General features: G+C 68.8%; 20 protein-coding genes and 2 tRNA genes. 16 read left to right on the top strand and 6 right to left on the bottom strand.

All coding sequences use genetic code 11. The features are described from left to right. Positions 1 to 20 precede the first annotated feature (20 nt). Positions 21 to 698: an SDR family NAD(P)-dependent oxidoreductase gene (locus ACQ7HM_RS20560; protein ID WP_434218089.1), complete on the top strand. Its 678-nt coding sequence runs from the start codon at positions 21 to 23 to the stop codon at positions 696 to 698. 32 nt (positions 699 to 730) lie between these two features. Here ACQ7HM_RS20560 and ACQ7HM_RS20555 read toward each other — a convergent pair whose 3' ends face one another. Both ACQ7HM_RS20555 and ACQ7HM_RS20550 read right to left on the bottom strand, forming a co-directional pair. Further along, on the bottom strand, positions 731 to 1132 hold the full coding sequence (locus tag ACQ7HM_RS20555; protein WP_434218088.1) for a winged helix-turn-helix transcriptional regulator: 402 nt from the start codon (positions 1130 to 1132) through the stop codon (positions 731 to 733). Between the two features lie 85 nt (positions 1133 to 1217). Beyond that, positions 1218 to 1291, bottom strand: a tRNA-Arg gene (locus tag ACQ7HM_RS20550). Positions 1292 to 1417: 126 nt separating this feature from the next. Between ACQ7HM_RS20550 and ACQ7HM_RS20545 the strand changes: the two genes are divergently transcribed. From ACQ7HM_RS20545 to ACQ7HM_RS20520, 6 genes are all read left to right on the top strand, one after another. After that, positions 1418 to 3505, top strand: coding sequence for a cytochrome c oxidase assembly protein (locus tag ACQ7HM_RS20545; protein ID WP_434218087.1), 2088 nt, complete (start codon positions 1418 to 1420; stop codon positions 3503 to 3505). A gap of 159 nt (positions 3506 to 3664) precedes the next feature. Further along, entirely contained in the window at positions 3665 to 5338 is a 1674-nt protein-coding gene (gene ettA, locus ACQ7HM_RS20540) for an energy-dependent translational throttle protein EttA (protein ID WP_434218086.1), read from the top strand. Between the two features lie 11 nt (positions 5339 to 5349). Continuing rightward, complete coding sequence (locus tag ACQ7HM_RS20535; protein WP_434218085.1) at positions 5350 to 10071, top strand: NAD-glutamate dehydrogenase; 4722 nt, start codon at positions 5350 to 5352, stop codon at positions 10069 to 10071. A 100-nt stretch (positions 10072 to 10171) separates the two neighbouring features. After that, positions 10172 to 11395, top strand: a complete 1224-nt coding sequence (locus ACQ7HM_RS20530; protein WP_434218084.1) for a hypothetical protein — start codon at positions 10172 to 10174, stop codon at positions 11393 to 11395. Between the two features lie 158 nt (positions 11396 to 11553). Beyond that, complete coding sequence (locus tag ACQ7HM_RS20525; protein ID WP_434218083.1) at positions 11554 to 12075, top strand: acyl-CoA thioesterase; 522 nt, start codon at positions 11554 to 11556, stop codon at positions 12073 to 12075. A gap of 46 nt (positions 12076 to 12121) precedes the next feature. Then, positions 12122 to 12808 (top strand): hypothetical protein, encoded by a 687-nt coding sequence (locus ACQ7HM_RS20520; protein WP_434218154.1) that lies wholly within the window; start codon positions 12122 to 12124, stop codon positions 12806 to 12808. 3 nt (positions 12809 to 12811) lie between these two features. Here ACQ7HM_RS20520 and ACQ7HM_RS20515 read toward each other — a convergent pair whose 3' ends face one another. After that, entirely contained in the window at positions 12812 to 14560 is a 1749-nt protein-coding gene (locus ACQ7HM_RS20515) for a glycoside hydrolase family 13 protein (RefSeq protein WP_434218082.1), read from the bottom strand. Positions 14561 to 14659: 99 nt separating this feature from the next. Beyond that, positions 14660 to 15073, bottom strand: a complete 414-nt coding sequence (locus ACQ7HM_RS20510; protein ID WP_434218081.1) for a globin — start codon at positions 15071 to 15073, stop codon at positions 14660 to 14662. A gap of 187 nt (positions 15074 to 15260) precedes the next feature. Between ACQ7HM_RS20510 and ACQ7HM_RS20505 the strand changes: the two genes are divergently transcribed. The 3 genes from ACQ7HM_RS20505 to ACQ7HM_RS20495 all read left to right on the top strand — a co-directional run bounded on the left by ACQ7HM_RS20505 (position 15261) and on the right by ACQ7HM_RS20495 (position 16771). Continuing rightward, positions 15261 to 15926, top strand: coding sequence for an HNH endonuclease (locus ACQ7HM_RS20505; RefSeq protein ID WP_434218080.1), 666 nt, complete (start codon positions 15261 to 15263; stop codon positions 15924 to 15926). A gap of 133 nt (positions 15927 to 16059) precedes the next feature. Next, positions 16060 to 16311, top strand: a complete 252-nt coding sequence (ctaJ, locus tag ACQ7HM_RS20500; RefSeq protein WP_434218079.1) for an aa3-type cytochrome oxidase subunit CtaJ — start codon at positions 16060 to 16062, stop codon at positions 16309 to 16311. After that, positions 16298 to 16771 (top strand): DUF5130 family protein, encoded by a 474-nt coding sequence (locus tag ACQ7HM_RS20495; RefSeq protein WP_434218078.1) that lies wholly within the window; start codon positions 16298 to 16300, stop codon positions 16769 to 16771. The genes ctaJ and ACQ7HM_RS20495 overlap by 14 nt, the downstream gene beginning before the upstream one ends. Before the next feature lie 94 nt (positions 16772 to 16865). On the opposite strand, the gene pepN is transcribed toward ACQ7HM_RS20495, so the two are convergent. Beyond that, positions 16866 to 19475, bottom strand: coding sequence for an aminopeptidase N (gene pepN, locus ACQ7HM_RS20490; RefSeq protein ID WP_434218077.1), 2610 nt, complete (start codon positions 19473 to 19475; stop codon positions 16866 to 16868). Between the two features lie 199 nt (positions 19476 to 19674). Between pepN and ACQ7HM_RS20485 the strand changes: the two genes are divergently transcribed. From ACQ7HM_RS20485 to sthA, 5 genes are all read left to right on the top strand, one after another. Then, positions 19675 to 20322 (top strand): mycothiol-dependent nitroreductase Rv2466c family protein, encoded by a 648-nt coding sequence (locus ACQ7HM_RS20485; RefSeq protein WP_434218076.1) that lies wholly within the window; start codon positions 19675 to 19677, stop codon positions 20320 to 20322. 54 nt (positions 20323 to 20376) lie between these two features. Further along, a complete protein-coding gene (locus ACQ7HM_RS20480) occupies positions 20377 to 20850 on the top strand; it encodes a ribose-5-phosphate isomerase (RefSeq protein WP_434218075.1) in 474 nt (157 codons plus the stop codon). A 7-nt stretch (positions 20851 to 20857) separates the two neighbouring features. After that, the gene (locus ACQ7HM_RS20475) at positions 20858 to 21652 is read left to right on the top strand and encodes an Fpg/Nei family DNA glycosylase (RefSeq protein WP_434218074.1); all 795 of its coding nucleotides are present in this window, start codon (positions 20858 to 20860) and stop codon (positions 21650 to 21652) included. A 77-nt stretch (positions 21653 to 21729) separates the two neighbouring features. Beyond that, the gene (locus ACQ7HM_RS20470) at positions 21730 to 22599 is read left to right on the top strand and encodes a PE-PPE domain-containing protein (protein WP_434218073.1); all 870 of its coding nucleotides are present in this window, start codon (positions 21730 to 21732) and stop codon (positions 22597 to 22599) included. Between the two features lie 106 nt (positions 22600 to 22705). Continuing rightward, positions 22706 to 24139 (top strand): Si-specific NAD(P)(+) transhydrogenase, encoded by a 1434-nt coding sequence (gene sthA, locus ACQ7HM_RS20465; protein ID WP_434218072.1) that lies wholly within the window; start codon positions 22706 to 22708, stop codon positions 24137 to 24139. Between the two features lie 82 nt (positions 24140 to 24221). Here the strand turns inward: sthA and ACQ7HM_RS20460 are convergent, their stop codons facing one another. After that, complete coding sequence (locus tag ACQ7HM_RS20460) at positions 24222 to 24911, bottom strand: L,D-transpeptidase (RefSeq protein ID WP_434218071.1); 690 nt, start codon at positions 24909 to 24911, stop codon at positions 24222 to 24224. Between the two features lie 302 nt (positions 24912 to 25213). Between ACQ7HM_RS20460 and ACQ7HM_RS20455 the strand changes: the two genes are divergently transcribed. Next, positions 25214 to 25284, top strand: a tRNA-Gly gene (locus ACQ7HM_RS20455). Positions 25285 to 25400 lie beyond the last annotated feature (116 nt).

Genomic DNA, 25400 nt, shown 5'->3' with positions numbered 1-25400 from the left:
ACACAGAACAGAGGACAACCATGCCCACCATCGCCATCGTCGGGGCCGGACCCGGCCTCGGACTCGCCATCGCCCGCAGATTCGGATCCGAGGGCTTCGATGTCGCCCTCGTCTCCCGCAACCGCGACAAGCTCGACCGACTCGTCGCCATTCTCGCCGCAGACGGGATCGTCGCGGCCGGGTTCACCGCGGACGTCCTCGATCGGGACGCTCTCACCGCCGCGCTGGGTGCGGCGAAGGACCGCTTCGGCCGCATCGACGTGCTCGAGTACTCCCCGGTCGACGCGTCCGGCGGAGCACTCGCCCCGGTCCACATCCGGCAGACCACTCCGGAGAACACCCAGGCCCAGATCGAGTACCAGCTCTACGGGGCGCAGACCGCGACGGCCGCGGTGCTCCCGGACCTGCTCGCCGCCGGCGCGGGAACACTGCTGTTCACCACCGGGGCAGGGTCGATCACCCCCACCGCGATCTTCGGCAACGTCAACGCCGGGGCCGCGGCCATGCGGAACTGGGCGTTGAACCTCGCCGCAGAGGTGGAAGGTGACGGTGTCCACATCGCGCACATCGCGATCGCGGCCTGGATCACCGACCAGGCGCCCGACGGCGTGCCGGCGATGACGGCCGCACAGATCGCACCGTTCTATCTCGACGCCCACCGGACGCGATCCGCGCACGAGGTCGTCGTCGCCCCCTGAGCGTCAAGCGTGATCGGCCGGGACGCCTGCCCTCAGGCGCCCTTGCGGCCGACACCGGTGACGTCATGGACCTCCCGATTCCTGGCCACCTCCTCGTGGTGGGTCGCGGCCCAGGTCGCCATGGTCAACACCGCGTCGGACAGCGACCGCCCCAGGTCCGTCAGCTCGTACACGACCCGAGGCGGGACCTCGGGGAACGCCGTCCGGGTGACGAGACCGTCGCGTTCGAGGGACTTCAGCGTCACGGTGAGCATCCGCTGGGAGATGCCGGGGATGCTTGCCTGCAGGTCTGAATAGCGCAGGGGTCCGTTGACCAGGGTGCTGATGACGAGCATCGTCCACTTGTCGCCGATTCGATCGAGCACCTCCCGGATGAACGCGCTCTCCGCGGGCCACCCCTGACACGGGCCACTCAGCGTCCTCGATGTCGCCACCGCGATCACCTCCCCATCGGTTCGTCCCGGCGGCGGCCGCACCGTCACGGTGATCCTCTCCGGGCGGTCGCCACCGGACAGTCTGTGCCCCCGGCAGGACTCGAACCTGCGACCTAGAGATTAGAAGGCTCTTGCTCTATCCACCTGAGCTACGGAGGCGCGCGGCAAGTGTATCGGTGGCAGCGGTGCCCACGCCTCCCGCGGCAACCGCGCCGGTGACCACTGTCGCGGGAGTCGATCGGCGACGCGGGAACCCGCCGTCGGCGCGCGGATAGACTCGGCGCCATGAGCGTGACCACCCCTGACTCCCTCGATCTGCGCCGCAGCGGTGCCGGTGCCCTGGCCTGGGTGGTCGCGTGGGTGGCCGTCGTCGTCGCGGTGATCGTGACCGCCGTGTCGGCCGCCGAGGCGGTCGCACTCGCGGGCATCCCCGATCCGGGATGGCTCACCACCTATGGCATGCCGGTGGTGCAGGGGACCGGCGAGATCGGTATCGCCATAGCCATCGGATCGGCGTTGTTCGCCGCGTTCTTCGTGCCGCCGCAGGCCGACGGCGTCCTCGACGTCGGTGGCTATCGCGCGATCCGGTGGGCCGCGGCCGGTGCGATGACGTGGGCGGTGACATCGCTGCTCATGATCCCGCTCTCGCTGTCGAACGTGTCGGGTCAACCCCTGGCCACATCGCTCGAACCCGGGAACCTGATGAACGCGCTCGATCAGGTCGCCGACGCGCGGTCGTGGTTGTGGACCGCGATCTTCGCCGTCGTCACCGCCGTCGCGGCCCGCGTCGCGCTGCGCTGGTGGTGGACCATCGTCGCCCTCGGGATGGGGGTGCTGAGCCTGATGCCGCTCGCGATCAGCGGTCACTCGTCGGCCGGCGGCGACCACGACTACGCCACCAACAGTCTGATCCTGCACATCGTCGGGGCCACCGTCTGGCTCGGCGGGCTCTTCGCCGTTCTCGTCTACGCGCGGGGGCTGGGGGCGCACACCGCGCTCGCCGTGCGCCGGTTCTCGCGGGTGGCGCTGTGGTGCATCATCGTCGTCGGCGCGAGCGGCGTCATCAACGCGCTCATCCGCGTCCACCCGGGCGAGCTCTTCACGACCACTTACGGCCGGGTGGTCCTCCTCAAGGCCGTGGCTCTGATCGTCCTCGGAGCGTTCGGCGCACTGCACCGCAGGCGATCGATCGCGGCCCTCGACGCCGATCCCGACGACCGCGGCGCCTTCATCCGTTTCGGCATCGCCGAGGTCGTGGTGTTCGCGGTGACCTTCGGCCTCGCGGTCGGGTTGGCCCGTACCCCGCCGCCGGCGCGCAACACCTCCGAGCTCTCGATCCAGCAGGTCGAGCTCGGATACAACCTCCCCGGTGCCCCCACGCTGTCGTCGCTGCTCACGACGTGGCGGGTGGACCTGATCCTCGGCACCGCGGCCGTGGCGCTGTGCGTCGTGTACCTACGTGCGGTGTTCCGGCTGCGGCGCCGGGGGGACGCGTGGCCCATCGGCCGCACCATCAGCTGGGTCGTCGGCACCGTGCTGCTGCTGTTCACGACGTCGTCGGGTCTGGGCGCCTACTCCATGGGCATGTTCAGCATCCACATGATCGCGCACATGCTGATGTCGATGCTGATCCCCGTCCTGCTGGTGCTCGGCGGGCCGATCACCCTCGCGCTGCGGGCACTGAGCCCGGCCGGCCGCGGCGCGCCTCCCGGGCCCCGGGAGTGGCTCCTGGCCGGTCTCCACAGCCCGGTGTCGCGGTTCCTCACCCACCCGGTGGTCGCGTTCGTGCTGTTCGTCGGCAGCTTCTACGTGCTCTATCTGGGCGGGTTGTTCGACATGGTCGCGACGTACCACGCGGCCCACATCGTGATGAACATCCACTTCCTGGTGAGTGGCTACCTCTTCTACTGGGTCGTGATCGGCATAGACCCGTCGCCGCGGCAGGTCCAGCCGTTGATCAAGGTGGCCATGGTGTTCGCGGCGTTGCCGTTCCACGCGTTCTTCGGGGTGATCCTGATGTCGCAGGACTCGGTGATCGCGCGCAGCTACTACAGCGCCCTTCGCCTGCCCTGGAACACCGATCTCCTCTCCGACCAGCGTGTGGGTGGCGGGATCGCGTGGGCGGCCGGCGAGGTCCCCCTGGTCATCGTGCTGTTGGCGCTGTTCATCCAGTGGACCCGCCAGGACCAGCGGATGGCCAAGCGTTTCGACCGCCGCGAGGACCGCGACAACGACTCCGAACTCGCCGAGTACAACGCGATGTTGGCCGGACTGTCGGGACGGGCGGGTCACCCGGGACAGGGATCGACGCAACGGCCGGACACCGACGAGGCGACCGCGAGCCGGTCGACGTCGTCGGCCGAGGGGAGCTAGACCGCGCCGACACGACCGCTAAGGTTGTGGTCGACTCCGACGGGTATCCCGGCGCGGGCCGACGTGCGCGCGGTGCGGTGACATCGACGCCCACCCACGACGTGCCCCGAGCAGAAACGAAGCCGCACCTGATTCGACGCGGCGTGGAAGGTGGCAGACATGGCCGAGTTCATCTACACGATGAAGAAGGTGCGTAAAGCACACGGCGACAAGGTGATCCTCGACGACGTCACCATGTCGTTCTACCCGGGCGCGAAGATCGGCGTCGTGGGGCCCAACGGCGCGGGAAAGTCGTCGATCCTCAAGATCATGGCCGGCATCGACCAGCCCTCCAACGGTGAGGCGTTCCTCGACCCGAACGCGTCGGTCGGCATCCTCATGCAGGAGCCCGTGCTCAACGAGGAGAAGACCGTCCGCCAGAACGTCGAAGAGGGCATGGGCAAGGTCAAGGAGGATCTCGACCGGTACAACGAGATCGCCGAGCTCATGGCCACCGACTACTCCGACGAGCTGATGGAGGAGATGGGCCAGCTGCAGGAGGCGCTCGACCACGCCGACGCCTGGGACCTCGACTCCCAGCTCGAGCAGGCCATGGACGCGCTGCGCTGCCCGCCCGCCGACGAGCCCGTCACCCACCTGTCCGGTGGTGAGAAGCGCCGGGTCGCACTGTGCAAGTTGCTGCTCTCCAAGCCCGACCTGCTGCTGCTCGATGAGCCCACCAACCACCTCGACGCCGAGAGCGTGCTGTGGCTCGAGCAGTTCCTGGCCTCGTACGCGGGTGCCGTCCTCGCCGTCACCCACGACCGGTACTTCCTCGACCACGTGGCCGGCTGGATCTGTGAGGTCGACCGCGGCAAGCTGCACCCCTACGAGGGCAACTACTCCACCTACCTGGAGAAGAAGGCCGAGCGCCTCGAGGTGCAGGGCAAGAAGGACCAGAAGCTGCAGCGCCGCCTCAAGGAGGAGCTCGCCTGGGTCCGCTCGGGTTCCAAGGCCCGCCAGACCAAGAACAAGGCGCGTCTGGGTCGGTACGAGGAGATGGCGGCCGAGGCCGACAAGATGCGCAAGCTCGATTTCGAGGAGATCCAGATCCCCACGCCGCCGCGCCTCGGCGACGTGGTGGTCGAGGTCAAGAACCTCGACAAGGGTTTCGACGGCCGCGTCCTCATCAAGGACCTGTCGTTCACGTTGCCGCGCAACGGCATCGTCGGCGTCATCGGTCCCAACGGCGTCGGCAAGACGACGCTGTTCAAGACCATCGTCGGCCTCGAGAGCCCCGACTCGGGCGACGTCAAGGTCGGCGAGACGGTCAAGCTGAGCTACGTCGATCAGAACCGCGCGAACATCGACCCGAAGAAGAACGTCTGGGAGGTCGTCTCCGAGGGACTCGACTTCATCGAGGTCGGTCAGAACGAGATGCCCTCGCGCGCCTATGTGAGCGCATTCGGGTTCAAGGGCCCTGATCAGCAGAAGAAGGCCGAGGTGCTCTCCGGTGGTGAGCGCAACCGCCTGAACCTCGCGCTGACCCTCAAGGAGGGCGGCAACCTGATCCTGCTCGACGAGCCGACCAACGACCTCGACGTCGAGACCCTGGGGTCGCTGGAGAACGCACTCGACTCGTTCCCCGGCTGTGCCGTGGTGATCTCCCACGACCGGTGGTTCCTCGACCGGACCTGCACCCACATCCTCGCGTGGGAGGGCAACGTCTCCGAGGGCCAGTGGTTCTGGTTCGAGGGCAACTTCGAGGCCTACGAGGCCAACAAGATCGAGCGCCTCGGCGCCGACGCCGCACGGCCGCACTCGGTCACCCACCGCAAGCTCACCCGGGACTGACCGGCGCCGCCATGAGCACGGCATCGTCGACGATCACGCCGGCCGCGGTCGCGCGCGGCTACTACGCCCGACCCGGCGAACCGCCTGCCGACGATGCCGCGCCCGACGGCGTGGACCTGCGCCATGTCGCCGACCACCTCGCGCTCGCGCGGGTCCGGCGGCCGGGGGAGACCCTCATCGACGTCGTCGAGTCCGAGGGATCCATCGCCGCGGTCTATGTCGTGGTCGACGATCAGCCACTGCTCGTGGAGGCGGCGGTCGTCGCGGTCGAACGTGCGGGCCTCGCGGTGCGTCGGGTCGATCACCCGATCCTCGCGGTGGTGCGCAACGACGACGGGACGCTGATCTCCGTCGACCCGGTGGCGGCGTCGGGTGCTGCCGATGTGGCGACCGAGTCGTGGATCGGGCTGCAGGTCTCCGCGACGCATGCGGGGGTCGAGCCGGCTGAGGTCCGTGCCCGGCTCGCCGAGGTGCTCGGTCGTATCGTCGCCGTCCACGCCGACGCCCACGAGATCGGTGAGACCCTCGCGTCCCTGGGCGCCGAGGCCCGCGACGCCGGGAACGACGACGACGCCGACCTCCTCACGTGGCTGTCCGACGACCACTTCCTGATCCTGGGGTCGCTGCAGGCGAACGCCGGTGACCTCGAATGGTCCGGTCCGCGTGGGGTGTTCACGCAGTCGTCGGTTCCGCGGCCGGCCGATCCCGGTCGGGTGCCGAGCAGTCCGGTGTCGATCGGCCGGATCCACCTGCCGACCGGTGTCATCCGTACCGAATACCCCACCGCCATCCGCGTCGTCGAGCCCGGCGACGACCGACGCGTCCACCTCGTGATCGGCATCTTCACCCCCGCGGCCCTGCACACCGACGTGCTCGCGGTCCCCGTGCTGCGGGATGTGGCCGGCGCGGTTCTCGCGCAGGCGGGCGTCGGCGGTGACTCCTACGCCGGCGCGACACTGCTCGAACTGCTGCAGAACTCCTCACGCGCCGAGCTGTTCGGTTCCGACCCGACCGAGCTGGGCCGCACCCTCATCGACGTCCTCGACGCGATCGCGAGCAGGGAGGTCCGCGTCTACCTCCGCGTCGACGCCGACGCCGAGATCGTCACGGCCCGAATCCATCTGCCGCGCGACCGCTACACGACCCGCCTGCGGGAACAGATGCAGACACTGCTCGTGGAGCGTCTCGGTGGACGCTCGCTCGAGTACACCGCGCGCATCAGCGATTCGCCGTTGGCGTTCGTGTACGTGATCATGCGGGTGGACTCCGCGACGTGCGCGCGGCTCGCCGGCGCCGATGCCGCCGACCCGCGCCGCGCCGAGATCCAGGCCGAGATCACCGCGGCCGCACGGAGTTGGGACGACGACCTGCGCGCCATCGCAGGTGGGGCGATCGACGCCGATCTCGTGGGTGCCTACGCCGCGGCGATCCCGCAGGCCTACAAGAACGAGCGCGACCCGCAGGCGGCGCTGTCGGATGTGACGGTGCTGGCCGGTCTCGCCGAGGGAGAGCACCACGTGCGGTTGCAGCCGCACGTCGGCGGATCCGACGATCGGTGGACCTTCGGGCTGTACCTCTGCGGTCGGTCGGCGTCGCTGACGGCCATCCTGCCGATGCTGCAGAGCCTCGGTGTCGAGGTCCTCGACGAGCACCCCTTCGCCGTCACCCGACCCGACGGGATCAGTTGCTGGATCTACGAGTTCACCATCGTGCCCGCGGCCGGGGTGCCGCTCGCGGCAGATTCGGCCTCGGGATCCGATGCGGGGTCGAACGGGGATCTGCCCACCCGGTTCACCGATGCCTTCAGTCGACTGTGGACCGGTGTCGCCGACGTCGACCCCTTCAACGAGCTGGTCATCCGGTGCGGACTCACGTGGCGTGAGGTCGTCATGTTGCGCGCGTACTCGCGGTATCTGCGACAGTGCGGATTCTCCTCCGGCGCACGGCATGTCACCGGGGTGCTCGGCGACCACCCGGCGATCACCTCCGCACTCGTCACGCTCTTCGAGTCGTCGTTCGATCCCGATCGTCATGATGACAACGCCCGCGAGCGTGCGGTCACACGTCTCGACGAATTGGCCGCCGATGTCCTCAGCCTCGACGCCGACCGGATCATCTCCGCGTTCTCGTCGGTGGTGAAGGCGACGTCGCGCACCAACTTCTACTCGCCGGACGCCGGTGCGGCGCTGGCGTTCAAGCTGCGCCCACAGGAGATCCCGCAGACCCCGCAGCCCCGTCCACTGCACGAGATCTTCGTCTACTCACCCCGCGTCGAGGGCGTGCACCTGCGCTTCGGATCGGTCGCACGTGGTGGTCTGCGGTGGTCGGACCGGCGGGAGGATTTCCGCACCGAGATCCTCGGACTCGTCAAGGCCCAGGCCGTGAAGAACGCCGTCATCGTCCCCGTCGGGGCGAAGGGTGGGTTCGTGGTGCGGCAGTCGCCGACGGCCACCGGCGACCCCGCCGCCGACCGTGAGGCGACCCGCGCTGCCGGTGTCGCGGCCTACCGCGAATTCATCGCCGCGCTGCTCGACCTCACCGACAACCTCGATGTGGGTGACGGGTCGAGCACCGCCACAGTCGTTCCCGCCCGGGGCGTCGTGCGCCGCGACGCTGACGACACCTACCTGGTGGTCGCCGCGGACAAGGGCACCGCGACCTTCTCCGACATCGCCAACTCCGTCGCCGCCGACTACGGGTTCTGGCTCGGCGACGCGTTCGCGTCGGGTGGCTCGGTGGGGTACGACCACAAGGCGATGGGCATCACCGCGCGCGGTGCGTGGGAATCGGTGAAACGTCACTTCCGGGAGATCGGCGTCGACGTGGCGGTCGACGACTTCACTGTCGTCGGTGTCGGCGACATGAGCGGTGACGTGTTCGGCAACGGGATGCTGCTGTCGGAACACATCCGACTCGTCGCGGCGTTCGATCACCGCCACATCTTCATCGACCCCGAACCCGATGCCGCAGTGTCGTTCCGCGAACGCACACGTCTCTTCGACCTGCCGCGGTCGTCGTGGGCCGACTACGACACCACGCTCATCTCGACCGGCGGCGGCGTGTGGTCGCGGGAATCCAAGTCGATCCCGATCGCCGACACCGTGCGCGACGCCCTCGGTCTCGCCGACGATGTCGACCACCTGTCGCCGCCGGAACTGATGCGCGCGATCCTCCTCGCGCCGGTCGACCTGCTCTGGAACGGCGGCATCGGGACCTATGTGAAGTCCTCGGCGGAGGGCAACGCCGATGTGGGCGACAAGGCCAACGACGCGATCCGGGTCGACGGGAGGTCGGTGCGGGCCAAGGTGATCGGCGAGGGCGGCAACCTCGGGGTGACCGAACACGGTCGCATCGAGTTCGACATGGCCGGCGGCCGGATCAACACCGACGCCATGGACAACTCGGCCGGGGTCGACTGCTCCGATCACGAGGTCAACATCAAGATCCTGCTCGATTCGCAGGTGGCCTCCGGTGCGCTCGCACCCGACGAGCGCAATCGACTGCTCGAGTCCATGACCGACGAGGTCGGACGGCTCGTGCTGTGGGACAACATCTCCCAGAACTCGGAACTGGGCACCGCCCGTGCCCTGTCCGATCGGACCCGCGACGTCCACGCCCGTCTCCTCGGACACCTCGCCGCCGATCACGGTGTCGATCTCGCGCTCGAGGCGTTGCCGAACCCCGACGACCTCGTTTCCCGCGAGGGTCACCGTGTCGGTCTGACGTCGCCGGAGCTCGCCACCCTGATGGCACACGTCAAACTCGCGCTGAAAGACGATCTGCTGGCAGGCGACCTGCCCGACAACGACGTGTTCGACGACCGGCTCGTCGACTACTTCCCCGAACCGGTGCGCGGCCCGTACGCCGCCGGCATCGCCGCGCATCCGCTGCGGCGGCAGATCGTGACCACGACGCTGGTCAACGACCTCGTCGACACCGCGGGCGTCGAGCACGTGTTCGCCCTGGGGGAGAGTGCGGGTGCCTCGCCGACCGATGTCGCCCGCGCGTTCGTGGTGGTGTCGGAGACGTTCGGGCTCTCGCAGTTGCGGGCACGTATCGTCGCCTCCGACGGCGACATCGCCGCGGTCGACGAGATGCTGATCTATCTGCGCCGCCTGCTGTTCCGGGCATCGCGATGGCTGATCGCCACCCGCCCCCAGCCCCTGGCCATCGCCGCCGAGATCGCCCGGTACGCCGGACGCGTCGCCGCTCTCGACGCCCGGTTGCCCGACTGGCTCGGCGAGACCACCCGCGGCGACATCGCCGACCGGGCCCGGGGCTGGACGCAGGCCGGAGTGGCGGCCGACGTCGCGTACGACGTGGCCGCGAGCCTGCACCGCTTCTGCCTGCTCGACATCGTCGACGCCGCCGAGATCTCCGACCGCGACGTCGACGAGGTGGGCGAGCTCTACGGGACGCTGCTGGAGTATCTGCACGTGGAGCAACTGCTCAGTGCGGTCTCCGCCCTCGACAGCGGTGACCGATGGCAGTCGCTGGCGCGCCTGGCGCTGCGCGACGACCTCTTCGCAGTGGTCCGCGCGGTCACGCTCGAGGTGCTGGCCGTCGGCGAACCCGACGAGACGGCACCGGAGAAGATCGCCGAATGGGAGCTGCACAACGCGTCGCGCCTGGCGCGGGCGCGGGCGACCCTCGACGAGATCGAGGCGTCGGGACACTGGGACCTCGCCACCCTCTCGGTCGCGGCCCGGCAACTGCGCAGCGTGATCCGCTGACACGTTCCCGAACCTCCGGGAACAGACGCCCCGAAAGTAGCGGTGTCCCTCCCACCTACGGGTGATCCGTTGCCGCGCACAGGTCACCGATGATCTGGGCATGAGAACACACATGTCACGTCTGATCATCGCCTCGCTCACCGTGGCCTGTTGGGCCGCCGCGGCGGGCTGTGCGGACACCGACACGACCGAGCAGTGGCGCGGAACGGTGATCTCGGTTGATCGGGTCGCCGGATACACGGCGTCGGAGGTTCGCGATCGTCTCGCCGGCTTCGGGTCGGGGACCGGGGCGGTCGCGTCCGGGGTCGACACGTTCCGTGTCGTGTACCGGACCCCCGGGGTCGACCGGCGACCCACGACCGCGAGCGGGTTGCTGGCGTTGCCACGCCGCGACTCTCGGACCCTGACCCTCGTCTCGTACGGCCACGGCACCACCAGCGTCCGGTCGGATGTACCGTCCCGCTCGACCGACGAATGGGCGACGGCGCCCGTGTTGACCTACGCGGCGGCAGGATTCGCTGCAGCGGCACCGGACTACCTCGGTCTCGGGGACAGTCCGGGACGGCACCCGTGGATGGATGTGGGCACCGAGAGTTCGGCCTCGCTCGATCTCCTGCGCGCGTCGCGAACGGTGATCGGCAGGAACGGTGAATCCGTGCGACCCGGTGTGATGGTGACCGGCTTCTCCCAGGGGGCGTCGGCGGCCATGGGCGTGGCCCGTGCGCTCGACGATCGCGAGGACGGCTACCTGCGGCTCCGTGCGGTCGCGCCGGTCAGTGGGGCGTATGCCCTTCGGGCGGTGCAGATCCCGGCCATGCTCGCGGGGAGGGTGGATGAGCGGATGGCGGTGATCTACACCGCGTACCTCCTCAGCGCGTGGAATCAGGTGTACGGGGGCATCTACACCGATCCGACCCAGATGTTCGCGTCGCCCTACGCACACCGCATCGACGGGTACTTCTCCGGTGACACCGCCGGCGCCGTCATGGTCGCCGGCCTACCGGGCACGCTCGACGCGCTGCTCACACCGCGCGCCACGGACCTGCTGCGGCATCCCGTCGGCGCGCTCGCGCGGGCACTCGACCGCGCCGATTCCGTCTGTGACGGCTGGAGACCGTCGGCACCGGTGCGATTGTTCGCGATGGACGGCGACGAACAGGCCGTGACCGCCAACACCGATCGGTGCGCCGCGTCTCTCACCAGCGCCGGAGCAAGGGTGACCCGCACGAACCTGCCCACCGCTTCGTACGAGACCTCGCGACACCTCGGATCGAATCGCGACGCCCTCGGGCCGATCGTGGAGTGGTTCGCCGGAATGCGGTGATCCTCCACCGAGGCGGGTACTGCCACTGCCACAGATCGAGGCCGTGCCCGTCGACGACTCGCCGCGCGCCATCTGTTGTGATGGACGGGTCCGCCACCCGCGGGCACCGACACTCACGGTGTCGACAGGATCGATGACCTCGAAAGGATGCACACGACATGGCAGCCGCCGACGGACCGTCCGCCGATCTACACCGCGACGAGTCGCTCGGAGGTGATGACGGCCGCCGCGTCGACGCCGGTTTCCTGGTGACGGTGCCCGTGCGCTGGTCGGACATGGACGTGTTCGCCCACATCAACCACGCACGGATGGTGACCCTGCTGGAGGAGGCGCGCATCCCGTGGCTGTTCTACGACGAGCGACCCACCGTCGGACTGCGCACCGGCTGCCTGGTGGCCGACCTACAGGTGCGATACCAGGGCCAGCTGCGGCACGAGCAGTCGCCGATCGAGGTCACCATGTTCACCACGGCCGTCCGAGCGGTGGATTTCACCGTCGGTTACGAGGTGCGCCCCGCCGACGCCGATCCGCAGAGCAAGCCGGCGGTGGTCGCCTCGACGCAGCTGGTGTCGTTCGACGTCGACACGCAGATGCCCCGGCGGATGACCGCCGAGGAGAAGGACTATCTGCGCAGTTTCCTGCGGCCCGACGGACGCGGCGCGACACGCACCGCGCGGTGATGGAGACCCACCGGCGAGGCCCGGCGTGATCGTCGTCGACGAGTTGATGGACCGGTACGACCTGTACGCCTTCGTCTCTCGCGCCCACCGCCTCGACCCCACCTCGGCGATCCGCCTGCGGCGCCGCGGCGACGGCGGTGTCGGGGTCTGGGTACACACGCCCTTCGACGTGCTGGCCACCCGCGTGGTGCGGGTCGCGATCGACGCGCCCGACATCGTCCACGACAGCGCCGTCCTCCACGGCGCGCTGCGGGTCCCCTCCGACGACGACGCCACCGCCCGCGAGATCGACGCCGGGTTCTCCGTCGACAGCGCCTGGCAGTCCGGCGCACTGCCCCCCGAATCCGGGTTCGTCCACGTCGACGACGTGCCCGCGCGCGCGATCGTCGAGTTGTCCCGGGAGGGCGCCGATGTCGCCCGCACCCAGGGCGGTCCGCAGGGACCACCCGCCTCGCTGCTCGATCAGACCGTGCTGGAGGTGAGCCCGGACTCCTCGTCGGAGTGGACCGGCACGGCGGTGGCGGTGACGATGCGCGCCGTCTTCGCCATCACCGCGATGGGTTTCGTCACCGACGCCGACGGCCGGATGGTCACCGAGACGTCATCGATCTCGGCGATCGACCCCGGTGAGCCCGTGCGTGTCCGCACCAACGGCGCATGGGCACGGATCGACGCACGGTTCGGGTCGGTCTACTTCCGGCGCACGGTCCCGATCGCGCTGACCGCGACCTGAGCGTCAGACCAGCCAGGCCGCGGCGTTCGGTGCCAATCGTCCCTCGTCGAGGGGCGCACTCGTGAGCAGCACCTCACCCGCGGGGAGCCCGACCGGGGTGTCACCCGCGTTGAGCACACAGACGAGGCGTCCGACCGCTCGCCGGAACGCGAGGCATTGCGGCGGTGCGCCGTACCACTCGATCTCCTCGCCGGCAAACTCCGGCCGAGTCTTGCGCAGCTCGATGGCCAGCCGGTACAGCGACAGCGTCGAGTCGACGTCCTCGAGTTGGTGTTCCGCGGTCAGCACATCCCAGTCCTTCGGCATGGGCAGCCACGTGTCCTCGGTGGTGCTGAAGCCGTACGGCGGGACGTCGCCGAGCCACGGCACCGGGATCCGGCAGCCGTCGCGGCCGCGGTTGGTGTGACCCGACCGCTCCCACACCGGGTCCTGCAGCGCCTCCTCGGGCAGGTCGATGTTGGGCAGTCCGAGCTCGGATCCGTTGTAGAGGAACACCGTTCCCGGCAGCGCCAGCTCGACCATGACCATCGCCCGCGCCCGATCGAGTCCCACCGCCTCGGTGGTCTCGGCGGCGTAACGCGTGACCTCCCGCTCGACGTCGTGGTTCGACAGCGTCCACGTCGGGTTGCCGCGGACCGAATCGACTGCGGCCAGCGAGTTCTCGATCGCCTCGCGGATGGAGTCGGCGGTGAAGTCGGCCTCGGCCAGCCGGAAGTTGAATCCGAGGTGGAGTTCGTCGGGTCGGATGTACTCGGCGAAGCGCTCGTTGTCGCGCACCCAGATCTCCCCGACGGTGACCGCGTCGGGGTAGGAGTTCATCACCTCGCGGATGCGGCGGTGGATGGCGTGCACGCCGGGGTTGTTGAACCGCGGATCGTCGTCGTCGTTGATGAGCAGACCGGTCTGCAGTTCCTCGGGCATGTCGGGCAGGCCGGGCGGCTTGGCCATCCCGTGTGCGACGTCGATGCGGAAACCGTCGACGCCCCGGTCCAGCCAGAACCGCAGGGTGGTGGCGAGGTCGTCGAAGACCTCGTCGTTCTCCCAGTTCAGGTCGGGTTGCTCGGCGGCGAAGATGTGGAGGTACCACTGACCGGGCGTGCCGTCGGGTTCGGTGATCCGGGTCCAGGCCGGCCCGCCGAAGATGCTCGGCCAGTTGTTGGGTGGCTCGCTGCCGTCCTCACCGAGGCCGTCGCGGAAGATGTACCGCTCACGCGCGGCGCTGCCGGGTTCGGCGGCCAGGGCATCGACGAACCAGCGGTGCTGATGGCTGGTGTGGTTCGGGACCAGGTCCATGGTGACCTTGATGTCCCGCGCATGGGCCTCGGCGATCAGTGCGTCGAGCGCGCCGATACCGCCGAACAGCGGATCGATGTCGCGGGGGTCGGACACGTCGTAGCCGTGATCGGCCATGGGGGAGCGCATCACCGGGCTGATCCACAGCGCGTCGACACCGAGCAGCTCGAGGTAGCCGAGTTTGTCGATCACGCCCGGCAGGTCTCCGACACCGTCGCCGTCGCTGTCGGAGAACGACCGCGGATAGATCTGATAGAACACCGCAGACGTCCACCACGCCGGGGCGCCGGCGTCGTCGGTGGACACCACGACCGGTTCCGCCGCGACGGAAACGTCCTGACCCACAGCCACATCGGAGGTGTCCTCGGCGACGTCGGTGGACGCGTCCACGCCGTCGGCACCCTCGGGTGCGGGGTCGTCGATCGGGGCGTCGGATGATTCGTCGTTCACGATGGTCATCTTGCCTCACCGGTGGTCGAGGCCCCGGTCCCGCCGCGCCCGGGCGTGGTCGCGCTCACATCGGCGCGTCGGCTGCCCGCGCGCTCACGCGATCAGGCCCTACAGCGGCGAGTTCACCATCGACTGGGCGGCCATCTCCATGTAGTCGACCAGCGCGCGCCGGTGGTCGTCGTCGAGACGGTCGGTGCCGATGGAGTCGATGGCGGTGTGCATGCACCGCAACCAGGCGTCGCGCTCGATGGGGCCTATCCGGAACGGGTGGTGGCGCATCCGCAGACGCGGGTGGCCACGCTCGTCGGAATAGGTACGCGGGCCGCCCCAGTACTGCTCGAGGAACATCCGCAGGCGCCGCTCGGCCGGGACGAGGTCCTCCTCGGGATACAGAGGCCGCAGGATCTCGTCGCGCGCCACCTCCTCGTAGAAACGTCGGGTGAGGTCGTCGAAGGTCTGCGCACCCCCGACCGCCTCGTAGAACGTCGTTGCGCCATCGGTCACGCATCCAGTGTCCCTCATCGACGTCGGCACTCGAACGTGCCGGCGTGGGCCACCCCCGCCCGACACCTGATGTTCACTCGTCGGCGACCCCTGTGAGCTGCGCAGATGTCGATATGGCGACCCCGCCGCCCGGGTCGGCCGGCTAATGCAGTGCGTTCGGTGCGATTCCGTGGTGAACTGGATCGTCCCCACTGTCGGAGGTCGGATGACGCGCATGAGGAAGCAGCAGTCAGAGCGGGTGACCGCGCTTGTCTCCACTGCGTCCCGGGGCGGTCCGGTCTCCACCGCCGGTGCGGCGTCATCAACGGATTCCGCTGCCCCGGTCGACGAGAACGGCGTGGCCACCACCGCGGTCTGGGGCAAGCACCGCGTGCTGCTGCTCAACGCCACCTACGAACCCCTCACCGCGATCTCCATCCGCCGCGCCGTCGTGTTGGTGCTGCGTGAACGGGCCGACGTGGTCCACACCGACGAGATGGGACCGGCGATCCACTCCGCCGATCTGTCCATGCCGATCCCGTCGGTCATCCGACTGCGCACCTACGTACGGGTTCCGTACCGGGCCAAGATCCCCATGACCCGCGCGGCGCTGATGCACCGTGATCGTTTCCGGTGTGGCTACTGCGGCGCCAAGGCGAACACCATCGACCACGTCGTGCCGCGCAGTCGCGGGGGAGCGCACAACTGGGAGAACTGCGTGGCCTGCTGCGCGAACTGCAACCACAAGAAGGCCGACCGACTGCTCTCGGAACTCGGCTGGACGCTGCGCGCGTCCCTCACCCCGCCCAAGGGACGCCACTGGCGGCTGCTGGCCACGGTCAAGGAGATCGATCCAGCCTGGTCGCGCTACATCGACGTCGGCGCCGCCTGATCCCGCTCGCCCCGGTGACCATGCCGTCGACTACAGCTCGTCGTACCCGAATGGTCCGCGGCGGTGCAGTTCGGCTAGATTTTCTCCGAGTACGACTTCTCTGGGCGCAGCTCCACTGCTGAAGGGTGTTGGGATGGATGACCTCATAGTCGCGATCGGCGTTCCCGTCACGATCATCTGCATCGTGTTCGTGATCGGCTGCGTCGTGTCGATGGCGTGGGCCTTCGGCGCGAAGTACGAGAAGACGACGCCGTACACCCTGGACCAGGAGTGGACGCGTGACCCGATGTTGCTCAGTGCGACCGACGCGGCGCCGCTGTCGGCCGTCCACCACGATCTCGGCGCCGACGAACTGATCGGAGGGTCCGCAAGTGGCAAGTGGTGAGATCAAGCCCGTCGTGACCGATCCCGACGCGTTGCCGCTCGGTGCCGTCGTCACCACCAGCGGTCGCATCTCGGCCGCGCGCATGCCCGGTTCGGCCGCTGCGACACCGCCGTTCGCGCGCGACGAGCTCGTCGCCCTCGACGAGGCCCTGTCGCACGCCACCGAGCTGGCACGCGTTCGTTTCTCGATCTACATCGGCGACCTGGGCACCGACCCCTACGCCGGCGCGACCGCCGTGCTCCCGCAGATCCCGGAGCCCGCGCACGCCGCGCTGATCGCGGTGTCGCCCAACAGCCACGACATCGTCGTCGTCAGCGGCAGCGAGGTGGCCGACCGCGTCAACGACCGCGTCGCGCAGCTCGGTGTGACCGCGGCCATCGCGTCGTTCCGCAACAACGACATGGTCGACGGGCTCATCGCGGCCCTGCGGGTGATGGCCACCGCCGTCGCGCGTTCCTGACACCGCGCCGCACGAACCACCACGACGAACGCCGCGTCCCTCCTCGGGACGCGGCGTTCGTGTCGTCTGTGGGTCGACCGACGTGTGGGGCCGGTCAGCCCTGCGGATCGTCCCCGCGGTCGAACCGGCGGATCCGCAGCGAACGGGCCACGGTGTCACGTCCCTCGAGGATGAGACGACGTAGCGCGGCCGGGTGCTCCTCGGCCAGCAGGGCGTCGGCGAGTTCGAGCGAGTGCTCGTCGATCGACCACTGCGGGTATAGCCCCACGACGACGCTCTGCGCGACCTCGCTCGAGCGGCGCTTCCACACCTTCGGCACGGCCTCGAAGTACTTCTCGACGTACGGCGCGAGCAGTTCTTCCTGGCCCGGGCGGGCGAACCCGCCGATGACCGCGCGCGCCAGCGTGTTCGACAGTGAATCGTCCTCGACCGCCTGCTGCCACGCGTGCGCCTTCGCCTCGGCCAACGGTCGCGCCGAGCGCGCCGCGGCGGCCTTGCGGGCACCGGCGGCGGTGTTGTCCGACTCCGCCTCGGCGTCGATGACCGGCGTCGACTCCGGGTCGGTGTCGATCGCACCGGCCGCGGCGAGTGCGGTCACGATCGACCACCGCAGATCGGTGTCGACCGTGAGGCCGGCCAGACCGTGATCGGCCGGATCGTCGCCGTCGAGCAGCGATCGCAGCACCGGGACGACGTCGCCGCCCGCCGGTGACGCGAGCAGCGAACCGACGAACGCGAGCTGATGGTCCGAACCCGCCTCGGCGGCGCGAGCCAGTTCCAGCAGCCGTGCGGTGAAGCCGGGCCAGCCCGTGGTCGCCGCCCACTCCGGGTCGCTGTAGCGGTCCACGGCGGTCTGGGCCTGCATCAGCACCCTCTGCACCACGCCGATCTCGGTCTCGGCGCCGATGCCGCGTTCCACCAACTCGACGAAGTCGCGTGCCCGCATGGTGGCTCCGCGGGTCATCTCCCACGCGGCCGACCAGACCATCGTGCGCGGCAGCGACTCGGTGATGTCGGCGATCCGCTCGGTGGCCGTGGTGAGCGAGTGCTCGTCGAGCTCGACGGTGCAGTAGGTGAGGTCGTCGTCGTTGACGAGGATCAGTGCGCCGCGGTCCACCCCGACGAGGTCGGGCACCTCCGTGCGCTCGCCGGAGACGTCGAGCTCCGCACGGTGCACACGCACGAGCTTGCCGTTGTCGTCGTCGGCATAGATGCCGACCGCGATGCGGTGGGTGCGGAACTCGCCCGCACCGGGGGCTGCACCCTCCTGGACGATCTCGAAGCGGGTGAACGCGCCCGCGTCGTCGACGTCGAAGTCGGCGCGCAGCACGTTGATGCCGGTGGTCTTGAGCCACTGGTCACCCCAGTCCGACAGGTCGCGACCCGACGACTTCTCCAGTGCACCCAGGAGATCGGAGAACGTGGCGTTGCCGAACTTGTGGGCGTCGAAGTAGTCGCGCAGACCCGCGAGGAAATCCTCGAGACCGACGTAGGCGACGAGCTGCTTGAGCACCGAGGCGCCCTTGGCGTAGGTGATGCCGTCGAAGTTGACCTCCACCGCGGCGATGTCGGGGATGTCCGCGGCCACAGGGTGGGTCGACGGCAGCTGGTCCTGGCGGTAGGCCCACGACTTGTCGACCGTCGCAAACGTCGTCCACGCACTCTTGTACTCCGTCGCCTCCGACTGGCACAGGACGGATGCGAACGTGGCGAAGGACTCGTTGAGCCACAGGTCATCCCACCACTTCATGGTGACGAGGTCGCCGAACCACATGTGCGCCATCTCGTGCAGCACCGTCTCGGCGCGTCGCTCGTAGAGCGCCTTGGTCACCTTCGACCGGAAGACGTAGTCCTCGAGATAGGTGACGGCACCGGCGTTCTCCATCGCGCCGGCGTTGAACTCCGGCACGAACAGCTGGTCGTATTTGCCGAACGCGTACGGGACGCCGAAATTGCGGTGGTAGAACTCGAAGCCCTGCTTGGTCTCGGTGAACAGCCGCTCGGGGTCCATGAACTCAGCGAGTGATGCGCGGCAATAGATCCCGAGGTCGATCGTGCCGTGGTCGTCGGTGTAGGCGTCGGTCCAGCTGGCGTAGGGACCGGCGATGAGGGCGACGAGGTAGGTGCTGAGCACCTCGGTCGTCGCGAACGTGTGGCGGCCGTCGTTCCCCTCCGACACCGCTCCGTCGGAATCGGTCGGCGCGGCGTTCGAGATCACGACCCAGTCGGTGGGGGCGGTGACGGCGACGTCGTAGGTCGCCTTGAGGTCGGGCTGGTCGAAACACGCGAACATGCGCTTGGCGTCGGCGGTCTCGAACTGCGAGTACAGGTAGACCGAGTCGTCGGTGGGATCGACGAAGCGGTGCAGGCCCTCGCCGGTGTTCGAGTACAGGCAGTCGGCGACCACGGTGAGCTCGTTGCGCTCGGCGAGGCCGGACAGGGTGATCCCGTCCTCCTCGGCGTAGCCCGAGACGTCGATGTAGGTGCCGTTGAGCGTCGCCGACACCACCGACTTCGCGACGATGTCGATGAACGTCGAGGAGTCGGCTTCGGCGGTGAACGTGACGGTCGAGGTCGAGCGGAAGGTCTCGGTGCCGGGCTTTCCGGCGCCGTCGGTCAGGTCGAGGTCGATCGTGTAGTTCTCGACGGCGATCGTCGACGAGCGACGGGCTGCGTCGTCGCGGGTCAGATTCGGTGCACTCACAGAGAATTGTCCTGTCGGTGGCGTATGGGTCGTGGGGCGTGTGGTTCGTGGGAGTCGTGTCGTCAACACACTTACCCCATCATCCCCGCCACCCCGGTGTGCAGGGGCGATGGTGGGGTCGGGAATGCCGATCGGCGCTCGCCGTTGACTCCTACGAGACGTATTCACGAATGCGCACCGATCGACGCGAGGAGTTTTGATGAGCACCACCGCAGAGCAGACCACCGGGACCACCGGCTCCACCGGACGGGACCGCGTCGACTTCTGGCTGGACCCGCTGTGTCCCTGGTGCTGGATCACCTCGCGCTGGATCCTCGAGGTCGAGAAGGTCCGTGACATCGACGTCGAGTTCCACATCATGAGCCTCGCCGTCCTCAACGAGGGCAAGGACATCCCGGCTGATTACGCCGAGAAGCTCAAGGATGCGTGGAAGCCGGTCCGCGTGCTGCAGGCCGCGGTCGACGCGCACGGCCATGAGGTCCTTGACCCGCTCTACACCGCCATGGGGACCCAGATCCACAACAAGGGCGTCGACGACTTCGAGAAGGCGATCGCCGCGTCGCTGTCGGATGCCGATCTGCCTGCCGACCTCGCCAACGCCGCCGACTCCGGCGAGTTCGACGACGCGATCCGGAAGAGCCACCACGAGGGCATGGACGCCGTCGGCGACGACGTGGGCACGCCGACCATCCACATCAACAACGTCGCGTTCTTCGGTCCGGTGCTCTCACGCATCCCACGCGGCGACGACGCCGGGCGCGTGTGGGACGGCGCCGTGGCGCTGGCGAGCTACCCGCACTTCTTCGAACTCAAGCGCAGCCGCGACGAGGGACCGCAGTTCGACTGAGCAGTCCCCGGCCACCGTGTGGTCGGCCCCCGATGACCTGGCATGCTGTAGCGCATGCGCGTCTACCTGGGGGCCGATCACGCCGGCTTCGAACTCAAGAACCAGATCCTCGACCACCTGACCGCCGCGGGCCACGAGGTCACCGACTGCGGTGCCCACACCTATGACGCGCAGGACGACTATCCGGCGTTCTGCGTGGCGGCGGCGCTCGCGACGGTCGCCGACGAGGGCAGCCTCGGCATCGTGTTGGGCGGTAGCGGCAACGGCGAGCAGATCGCGGCGAACAAGGTGCCCGGCGCCCGGTGCGCACTGGCCTGGAGCGTGGAGACCGCGCAGCTGGCCCGCCAGCACAACAACGCCCAGCTGATGGGTATCGGCGGACGCATGCACTCCACCGACGAGGCGCTCGCGATCGTCGACGCGTTCCTCGCCACGCCGTGGTCGGAGGAGCCGCGCCATCAGCGGCGCATCGACATCCTCGCCGACTACGAGCGAACGGGACAGGCTCCCGCCCTGCCCGCGAACTGAGCGGGGTATGCCCGAGGGCCATACGATCCACCGGCTCGCGCGTCTGCACCACCGCCGCTATCGCGGGCAGCAACTCGCGGTGTCGAGTCCCCAGGGGCGTTTCGTCGACGAGGCCGAGCGTCTCGACGGCCAGTACTTCACCAAGGCCGAGGCGTGGGGCAAACACCTTCTGCACCACTATGACTCGGGCGACATGGTGCACATCCACCTCGGGCTGTACGGCAAGTTCTCCGATGTGAAGGCACCCATGCCGCCGCCGGTCGGACAGGTACGCCTCCGCATCGAGGGTGACGACCACGGCGGTGACCTGCGCGGCCCCACGGCCTGCGAGATGTTCACCCCGGAGGACCTCGGCGCGCTCGTCGCGCGTCTCGGACCCGATCCGTTGCGTCCCGACGCCGATCCCGACAAGGCCTTCGCCCGCGTGCACCGCTCGAAGCGGATGATCGGCGCGATGCTCATGGACCAGAAGATCGTCGCCGGGATCGGCAACGTCTACCGGGCCGAGGTGCTCTTCCGCGCCGGTGTGCACCCCCATCGCATCGGTACCGCAGTCGATCAGGCTGTGTGGCAGGAGATCTGGGACGACATCGTCGCCCTCATGGATGTCGGCGTGCGTAAAGGAAAGATCATCACGATCCGCCCGCAGGACGATCACGGGACCCAGGGCATCCGTGGGCGGCCGCGCAGCTACGTCTACCGTCGCCGGGGCGAACCGTGCCGTATCTGCGGGAACACGATCCTCGGTGAGGTGATGGAGGGCCGCAACCTGTTCTGGTGCCCCTCCTGCCAGCCCGACTGATCCCTGCGCTCGACTGCCAGGCAATCCTCAGAGTTCACGAGCTCGATCTCTCAGGTGGCGGGTCGAGGATGGGATCCATGACCACAGTCACCGTCCTCGCCGTCGGCGGGACCGGGGAGTCCTGGCCGGGCGACCCGCGTACCGACCTCTCCGGCCTGCTCGCCGAGGTCGGCGCACACCTCGACCACCGGTTCCGCTGCCGGTGGGTGGGCTATCCGTCGAGCTACGGACCCGTGCCGCAGCGCGACGGCATGAGTTTCGCCGAGTCTGTCGCCGTCGGCTCGGCGCGACTCCAGGCCGCCATGGCAGCGGTCGACGGACCCGTCATGCTCATCGGCTACTCGCAGGGTTGCGTGGTCATCCGCGACGCGCTGGACCGTGCACGACGTCGAGGACGCGACCTGTCGTCGGTGCTCGGCGTGGGCCTGGTCGCCGACCCCCACCAACCACCCGGCGCGGTCGACGGATGCGAGGGATTCGGTATCGCCGGGCCCGGTCCGGACCTGCCGCCGGGTATCGCGACGATGTGGATCGCCGACCCCAACGACATGATCTGCAACGCCAGTGACGACTCACTGGTCCGTGACATCGCCGACCTCACCAGCGCACTGTCGCTGCGCGATGTCGCCGTCTGGCTGCGGCGCATCGGACAGACACTGCGCGCCAACGCTTTCCAGAACGCGGCGCGCACCGCGATTCGTCCACGGCAGTGGCGTCGCGACATCACCCGGATCCGAACGGCACTGATCGAGATCATCGCCTACCTGCCCGCGGTGATCATGTGGCACGGCATCACCATCACCAACCGCCGGGGCGGGCGCCACGTCGCCTACGGGTCCGAGCCGTTGGGCGGTCGCGGGGAACTCTGCGGTTGCGAGGTGCTGGCGCAGTGGATGCAGGTGCAGGCCACGTTCGCCGTCGACAGGCGGTTGCCGCGCAGCGCCTGAGGTGCGTCGCGCGGGAAATTCACGTCCACGACATGTGGTGGCGCCCGAACTGCGTGAGACTGAGCCGGTCTGTGCGTGTCGCCTGTCACCGAAGCGGAGTGCAACTGTGGATCACTACGACCTCGTCGTCATCGGATCGGGCCCGGCGGGCCAGAAGGCGGCGATCGCCGCGGCCAAACTCGGCAAACGCGCCGCGGTGGTGGAACGACGCGACATGGTCGGCGGTGTCTGCATCAACACCGGCACCGTGCCCTCGAAGACCATGCGCGAAGCGGTTCTCTACCTCACGGGTCTCAGCCAGCGTGAGCTCTACGGCCAGTCCTACCGGCTGAAGTCCGACATCACCGTGACCGACCTCTCGGCGCGGACCCAGCACGTGGTGGCCAAGGAGATCGACGTCATCCAGAGTCAGCTGACGCGCAACCGCGTCGCGCTGCTCATCGGCAACGCTCGCTTCACCGGTCCCCACGAGATCGCCGTCGACGGGCCCGACGGCGAGCGCAAGGTAATCACCGCCGACCACGTCGTGATCGCCGTCGGCACCCGCCCGGCGCGGCCCTCGACGGTGGAGTTCGACGGCGCGACCATCGTCGACTCGGATCAGATCCTCGGGATGGACCACGTGCCGCAGTCGATGGTCGTCGTCGGTGCGGGGGTGATCGGCATCGAGTACGCCTCGATGTTCGCCGCGCTCGGCACCAAGGTCACCGTCGTCGAGAAGCGGCCGCACATGCTCGACTTCTGCGATCGCGAGATCGTGGAGGCGTTGCAGTACCAACTCCGCGAACGTGGTGTCACGTTCCGCTTCTCGGAGTCGGTGAAGACGGTGGAGAAGCACCCCCAGGGCACGCTCACGATCCTGGAGTCGGGGAAGAAGATCCCCGCGGGGTGCGTGCTCTACTCCGCGGGCCGCCAGGGTGTGACCGACGAACTCGGGGTGGAGGAGGCCGGGCTCGTCGGCAACGACCGCGGGCGTCTCGAGGTGAACGAGTACTTCCAGACCGAGGTCGACCACATCTACGCCGTCGGCGACGTGATCGGCTTCCCCGCGCTCGCGGCGACCTCGATGGAGCAGGGCCGGCGGGCCGCCTACCACGCGTTCGGGGAGCCGATCGGCGACGGAACCGGCATCCAGCCCATCGGCATCTACTCGATCCCCGAGGTCAGCTACGTCGGTAAGACCGAGGAGGAGCTGACCGAGGACACCGTCCCGTTCGAGGTGGGTGTCGCGCGCTACCGCGAACTCGCCCGCGGTGCGATCATGGGCGACTCCTACGGGATGCTCAAACTGCTCGTCCACGCCCATGACCGCACCCTGCTGGGTGTGCACGTGTTCGGCAGCAACGCCGCCGAACTCGTCCACATCGGGCAGACGGTGATGGGCTGCGGTGGAACGGTCGACTACCTCGTCGACGCGGTGTTCAACTACCCGACCCTCGCCGAGGGGTACAAGGTCGCCGCACTCGATGCGGTGAACAAGATGCGCGCGATCTCCCGGGTCACCGGTGAGGGCAACGGACACGAACTCGGCGCGCACTGACACCGCCGCGCGGCGGCCGCCCGCGAACGCGACGAGGCCCGACCGTGGATCACGGTCGGGCCTCGTCGGTGGAGCGAGAGGGTCAGCTGCCCTGCACGTACTGCCCGCCCACGGTGCCGCGGACGACGATCGGCGTGCCGGTGGGGAAGTTCTCGAACGCCCACTTGCCGTTCTCGGTGCTCACGTTGATGCAGCCGTGGCTGACGTTCGTCTTGCCCTGCTGGGCGACAGACCACGGTGCGGCGTGGAGGAAGATGCCGTCCCAGCTCATACGGATCGCGTACTCGACGTAGGTGCGGTAGCCACCGGGGGAGTCCACCGGGACGCCGTACGTGGACGAGTCCATGTACATGTCGCGGTACTTCTCCTTGGTGAAGTACGTGCCGTTGGGTGTCGGGTGATCGTTGGACCCCATCGAGATCGGCATGGTGCGCACGACCTTGCCGTTGTGCCAGACGGTGAGCATCTTCGATGCGTCGTCGGCCAGCGCGACCCAGCCGGTCTTGGTGGGGACCGGCGGCGCGGGCTCGGCGGGCGGTGCCGGGGCGGGAGCGGGCTCGGGGGTGGCCTGCGGCGCCGGCGGGGCGGGCAGCAGCGGCTTGAGGAAGTCCGGCACGGGCACACCCGGCAGGCCGGGGATGGTCGGTGTCGGGGCGGCGGGCGCGGCCATCGCCGCGGTCGGGACGGCCACGAGGGCGATCACGACACCCATGAGCACGGTGAGCACGCGGCGCACGGTGTGGGCACGGCGGGTGGACTTGGGAGTCAGCACGAGTTCGAGACCTGTCCTTCGATCGGATACGGGTGTACGGCGCGAGACCCCACGCGCCCACCCATGGTGACACGGACCGCGGACTGCACCCAACCCAGACTGTGTCTGATTCGTTACAGGAGCGTTGTCATGTGGCGCATGAGGCGCATGAGAGTGTGCGTGCGCATGAAGCCGGTGGGAGACGCGTGTCACATGAGACGGTCCGAACCGCCTCGCCCGGGATTTCGGATCGACCGCGCCGACGCGGTACAGTCGCTTCCGCACGCGGCGCCGATGGCGATCCCACTCGGCGCGGTGTGCTCGCGGGTGTAGCTCAATGGTAGAGCCCTAGTCTTCCAAACTAGCTACGCGGGTTCGATTCCCGTCACCCGCTCACAGACCGACACAGGCGCCGATCGCACCGCGATCCGGCGCCTGCGTCGTATCGGTCGCCGCACCGCCCTGGCAGACAGCCGGACCCCGCCCGCAACGCGTGTGGGACTCCGTCCG

Origin of the sequence: Williamsia sp. MIQD14, from assembly GCF_051025635.1 — a bacterium.
Lineage (GTDB): Bacteria > Actinomycetota > Actinomycetes > Mycobacteriales > Mycobacteriaceae > Williamsia_A.
Note: the sequence above shows the minus strand (reverse complement) of the source record. Positions and strands in the feature narration are given on the sequence as shown.

Bases quoted from the DNA above. Each gene is read 5' to 3' on its own strand.
- ACQ7HM_RS20560 (WP_434218089.1), top strand. From the start codon at position 21: ATGCCCACCATCGCCATCGTCGGGGCCGGACCCGGCCTCGGACTCGCC.
- ACQ7HM_RS20545 (WP_434218087.1), top strand. From the start codon at position 1,418: ATGAGCGTGACCACCCCTGACTCCCTCGATCTGCGCCGCAGCGGTGCC.
- ettA (WP_434218086.1), top strand. From the start codon at position 3,665: ATGGCCGAGTTCATCTACACGATGAAGAAGGTGCGTAAAGCACACGGC.
- ACQ7HM_RS20535 (WP_434218085.1), top strand. From the start codon at position 5,350: ATGAGCACGGCATCGTCGACGATCACGCCGGCCGCGGTCGCGCGCGGC.
- ACQ7HM_RS20530 (WP_434218084.1), top strand. From the start codon at position 10,172: ATGAGAACACACATGTCACGTCTGATCATCGCCTCGCTCACCGTGGCC.
- ACQ7HM_RS20525 (WP_434218083.1), top strand. From the start codon at position 11,554: ATGGCAGCCGCCGACGGACCGTCCGCCGATCTACACCGCGACGAGTCG.
- ACQ7HM_RS20520 (WP_434218154.1), top strand. From the start codon at position 12,122: ATGGACCGGTACGACCTGTACGCCTTCGTCTCTCGCGCCCACCGCCTC.
- ACQ7HM_RS20515 (WP_434218082.1), bottom strand. From the start codon at position 14,560: ATGACCATCGTGAACGACGAATCATCCGACGCCCCGATCGACGACCCC.
- ACQ7HM_RS20510 (WP_434218081.1), bottom strand. From the start codon at position 15,073: ATGAGGGACACTGGATGCGTGACCGATGGCGCAACGACGTTCTACGAG.
- ACQ7HM_RS20505 (WP_434218080.1), top strand. From the start codon at position 15,261: ATGACGCGCATGAGGAAGCAGCAGTCAGAGCGGGTGACCGCGCTTGTC.
- ctaJ (WP_434218079.1), top strand. From the start codon at position 16,060: ATGGATGACCTCATAGTCGCGATCGGCGTTCCCGTCACGATCATCTGC.
- ACQ7HM_RS20485 (WP_434218076.1), top strand. From the start codon at position 19,675: ATGAGCACCACCGCAGAGCAGACCACCGGGACCACCGGCTCCACCGGA.
- ACQ7HM_RS20480 (WP_434218075.1), top strand. From the start codon at position 20,377: ATGCGCGTCTACCTGGGGGCCGATCACGCCGGCTTCGAACTCAAGAAC.
- ACQ7HM_RS20475 (WP_434218074.1), top strand. From the start codon at position 20,858: ATGCCCGAGGGCCATACGATCCACCGGCTCGCGCGTCTGCACCACCGC.
- ACQ7HM_RS20470 (WP_434218073.1), top strand. From the start codon at position 21,730: ATGACCACAGTCACCGTCCTCGCCGTCGGCGGGACCGGGGAGTCCTGG.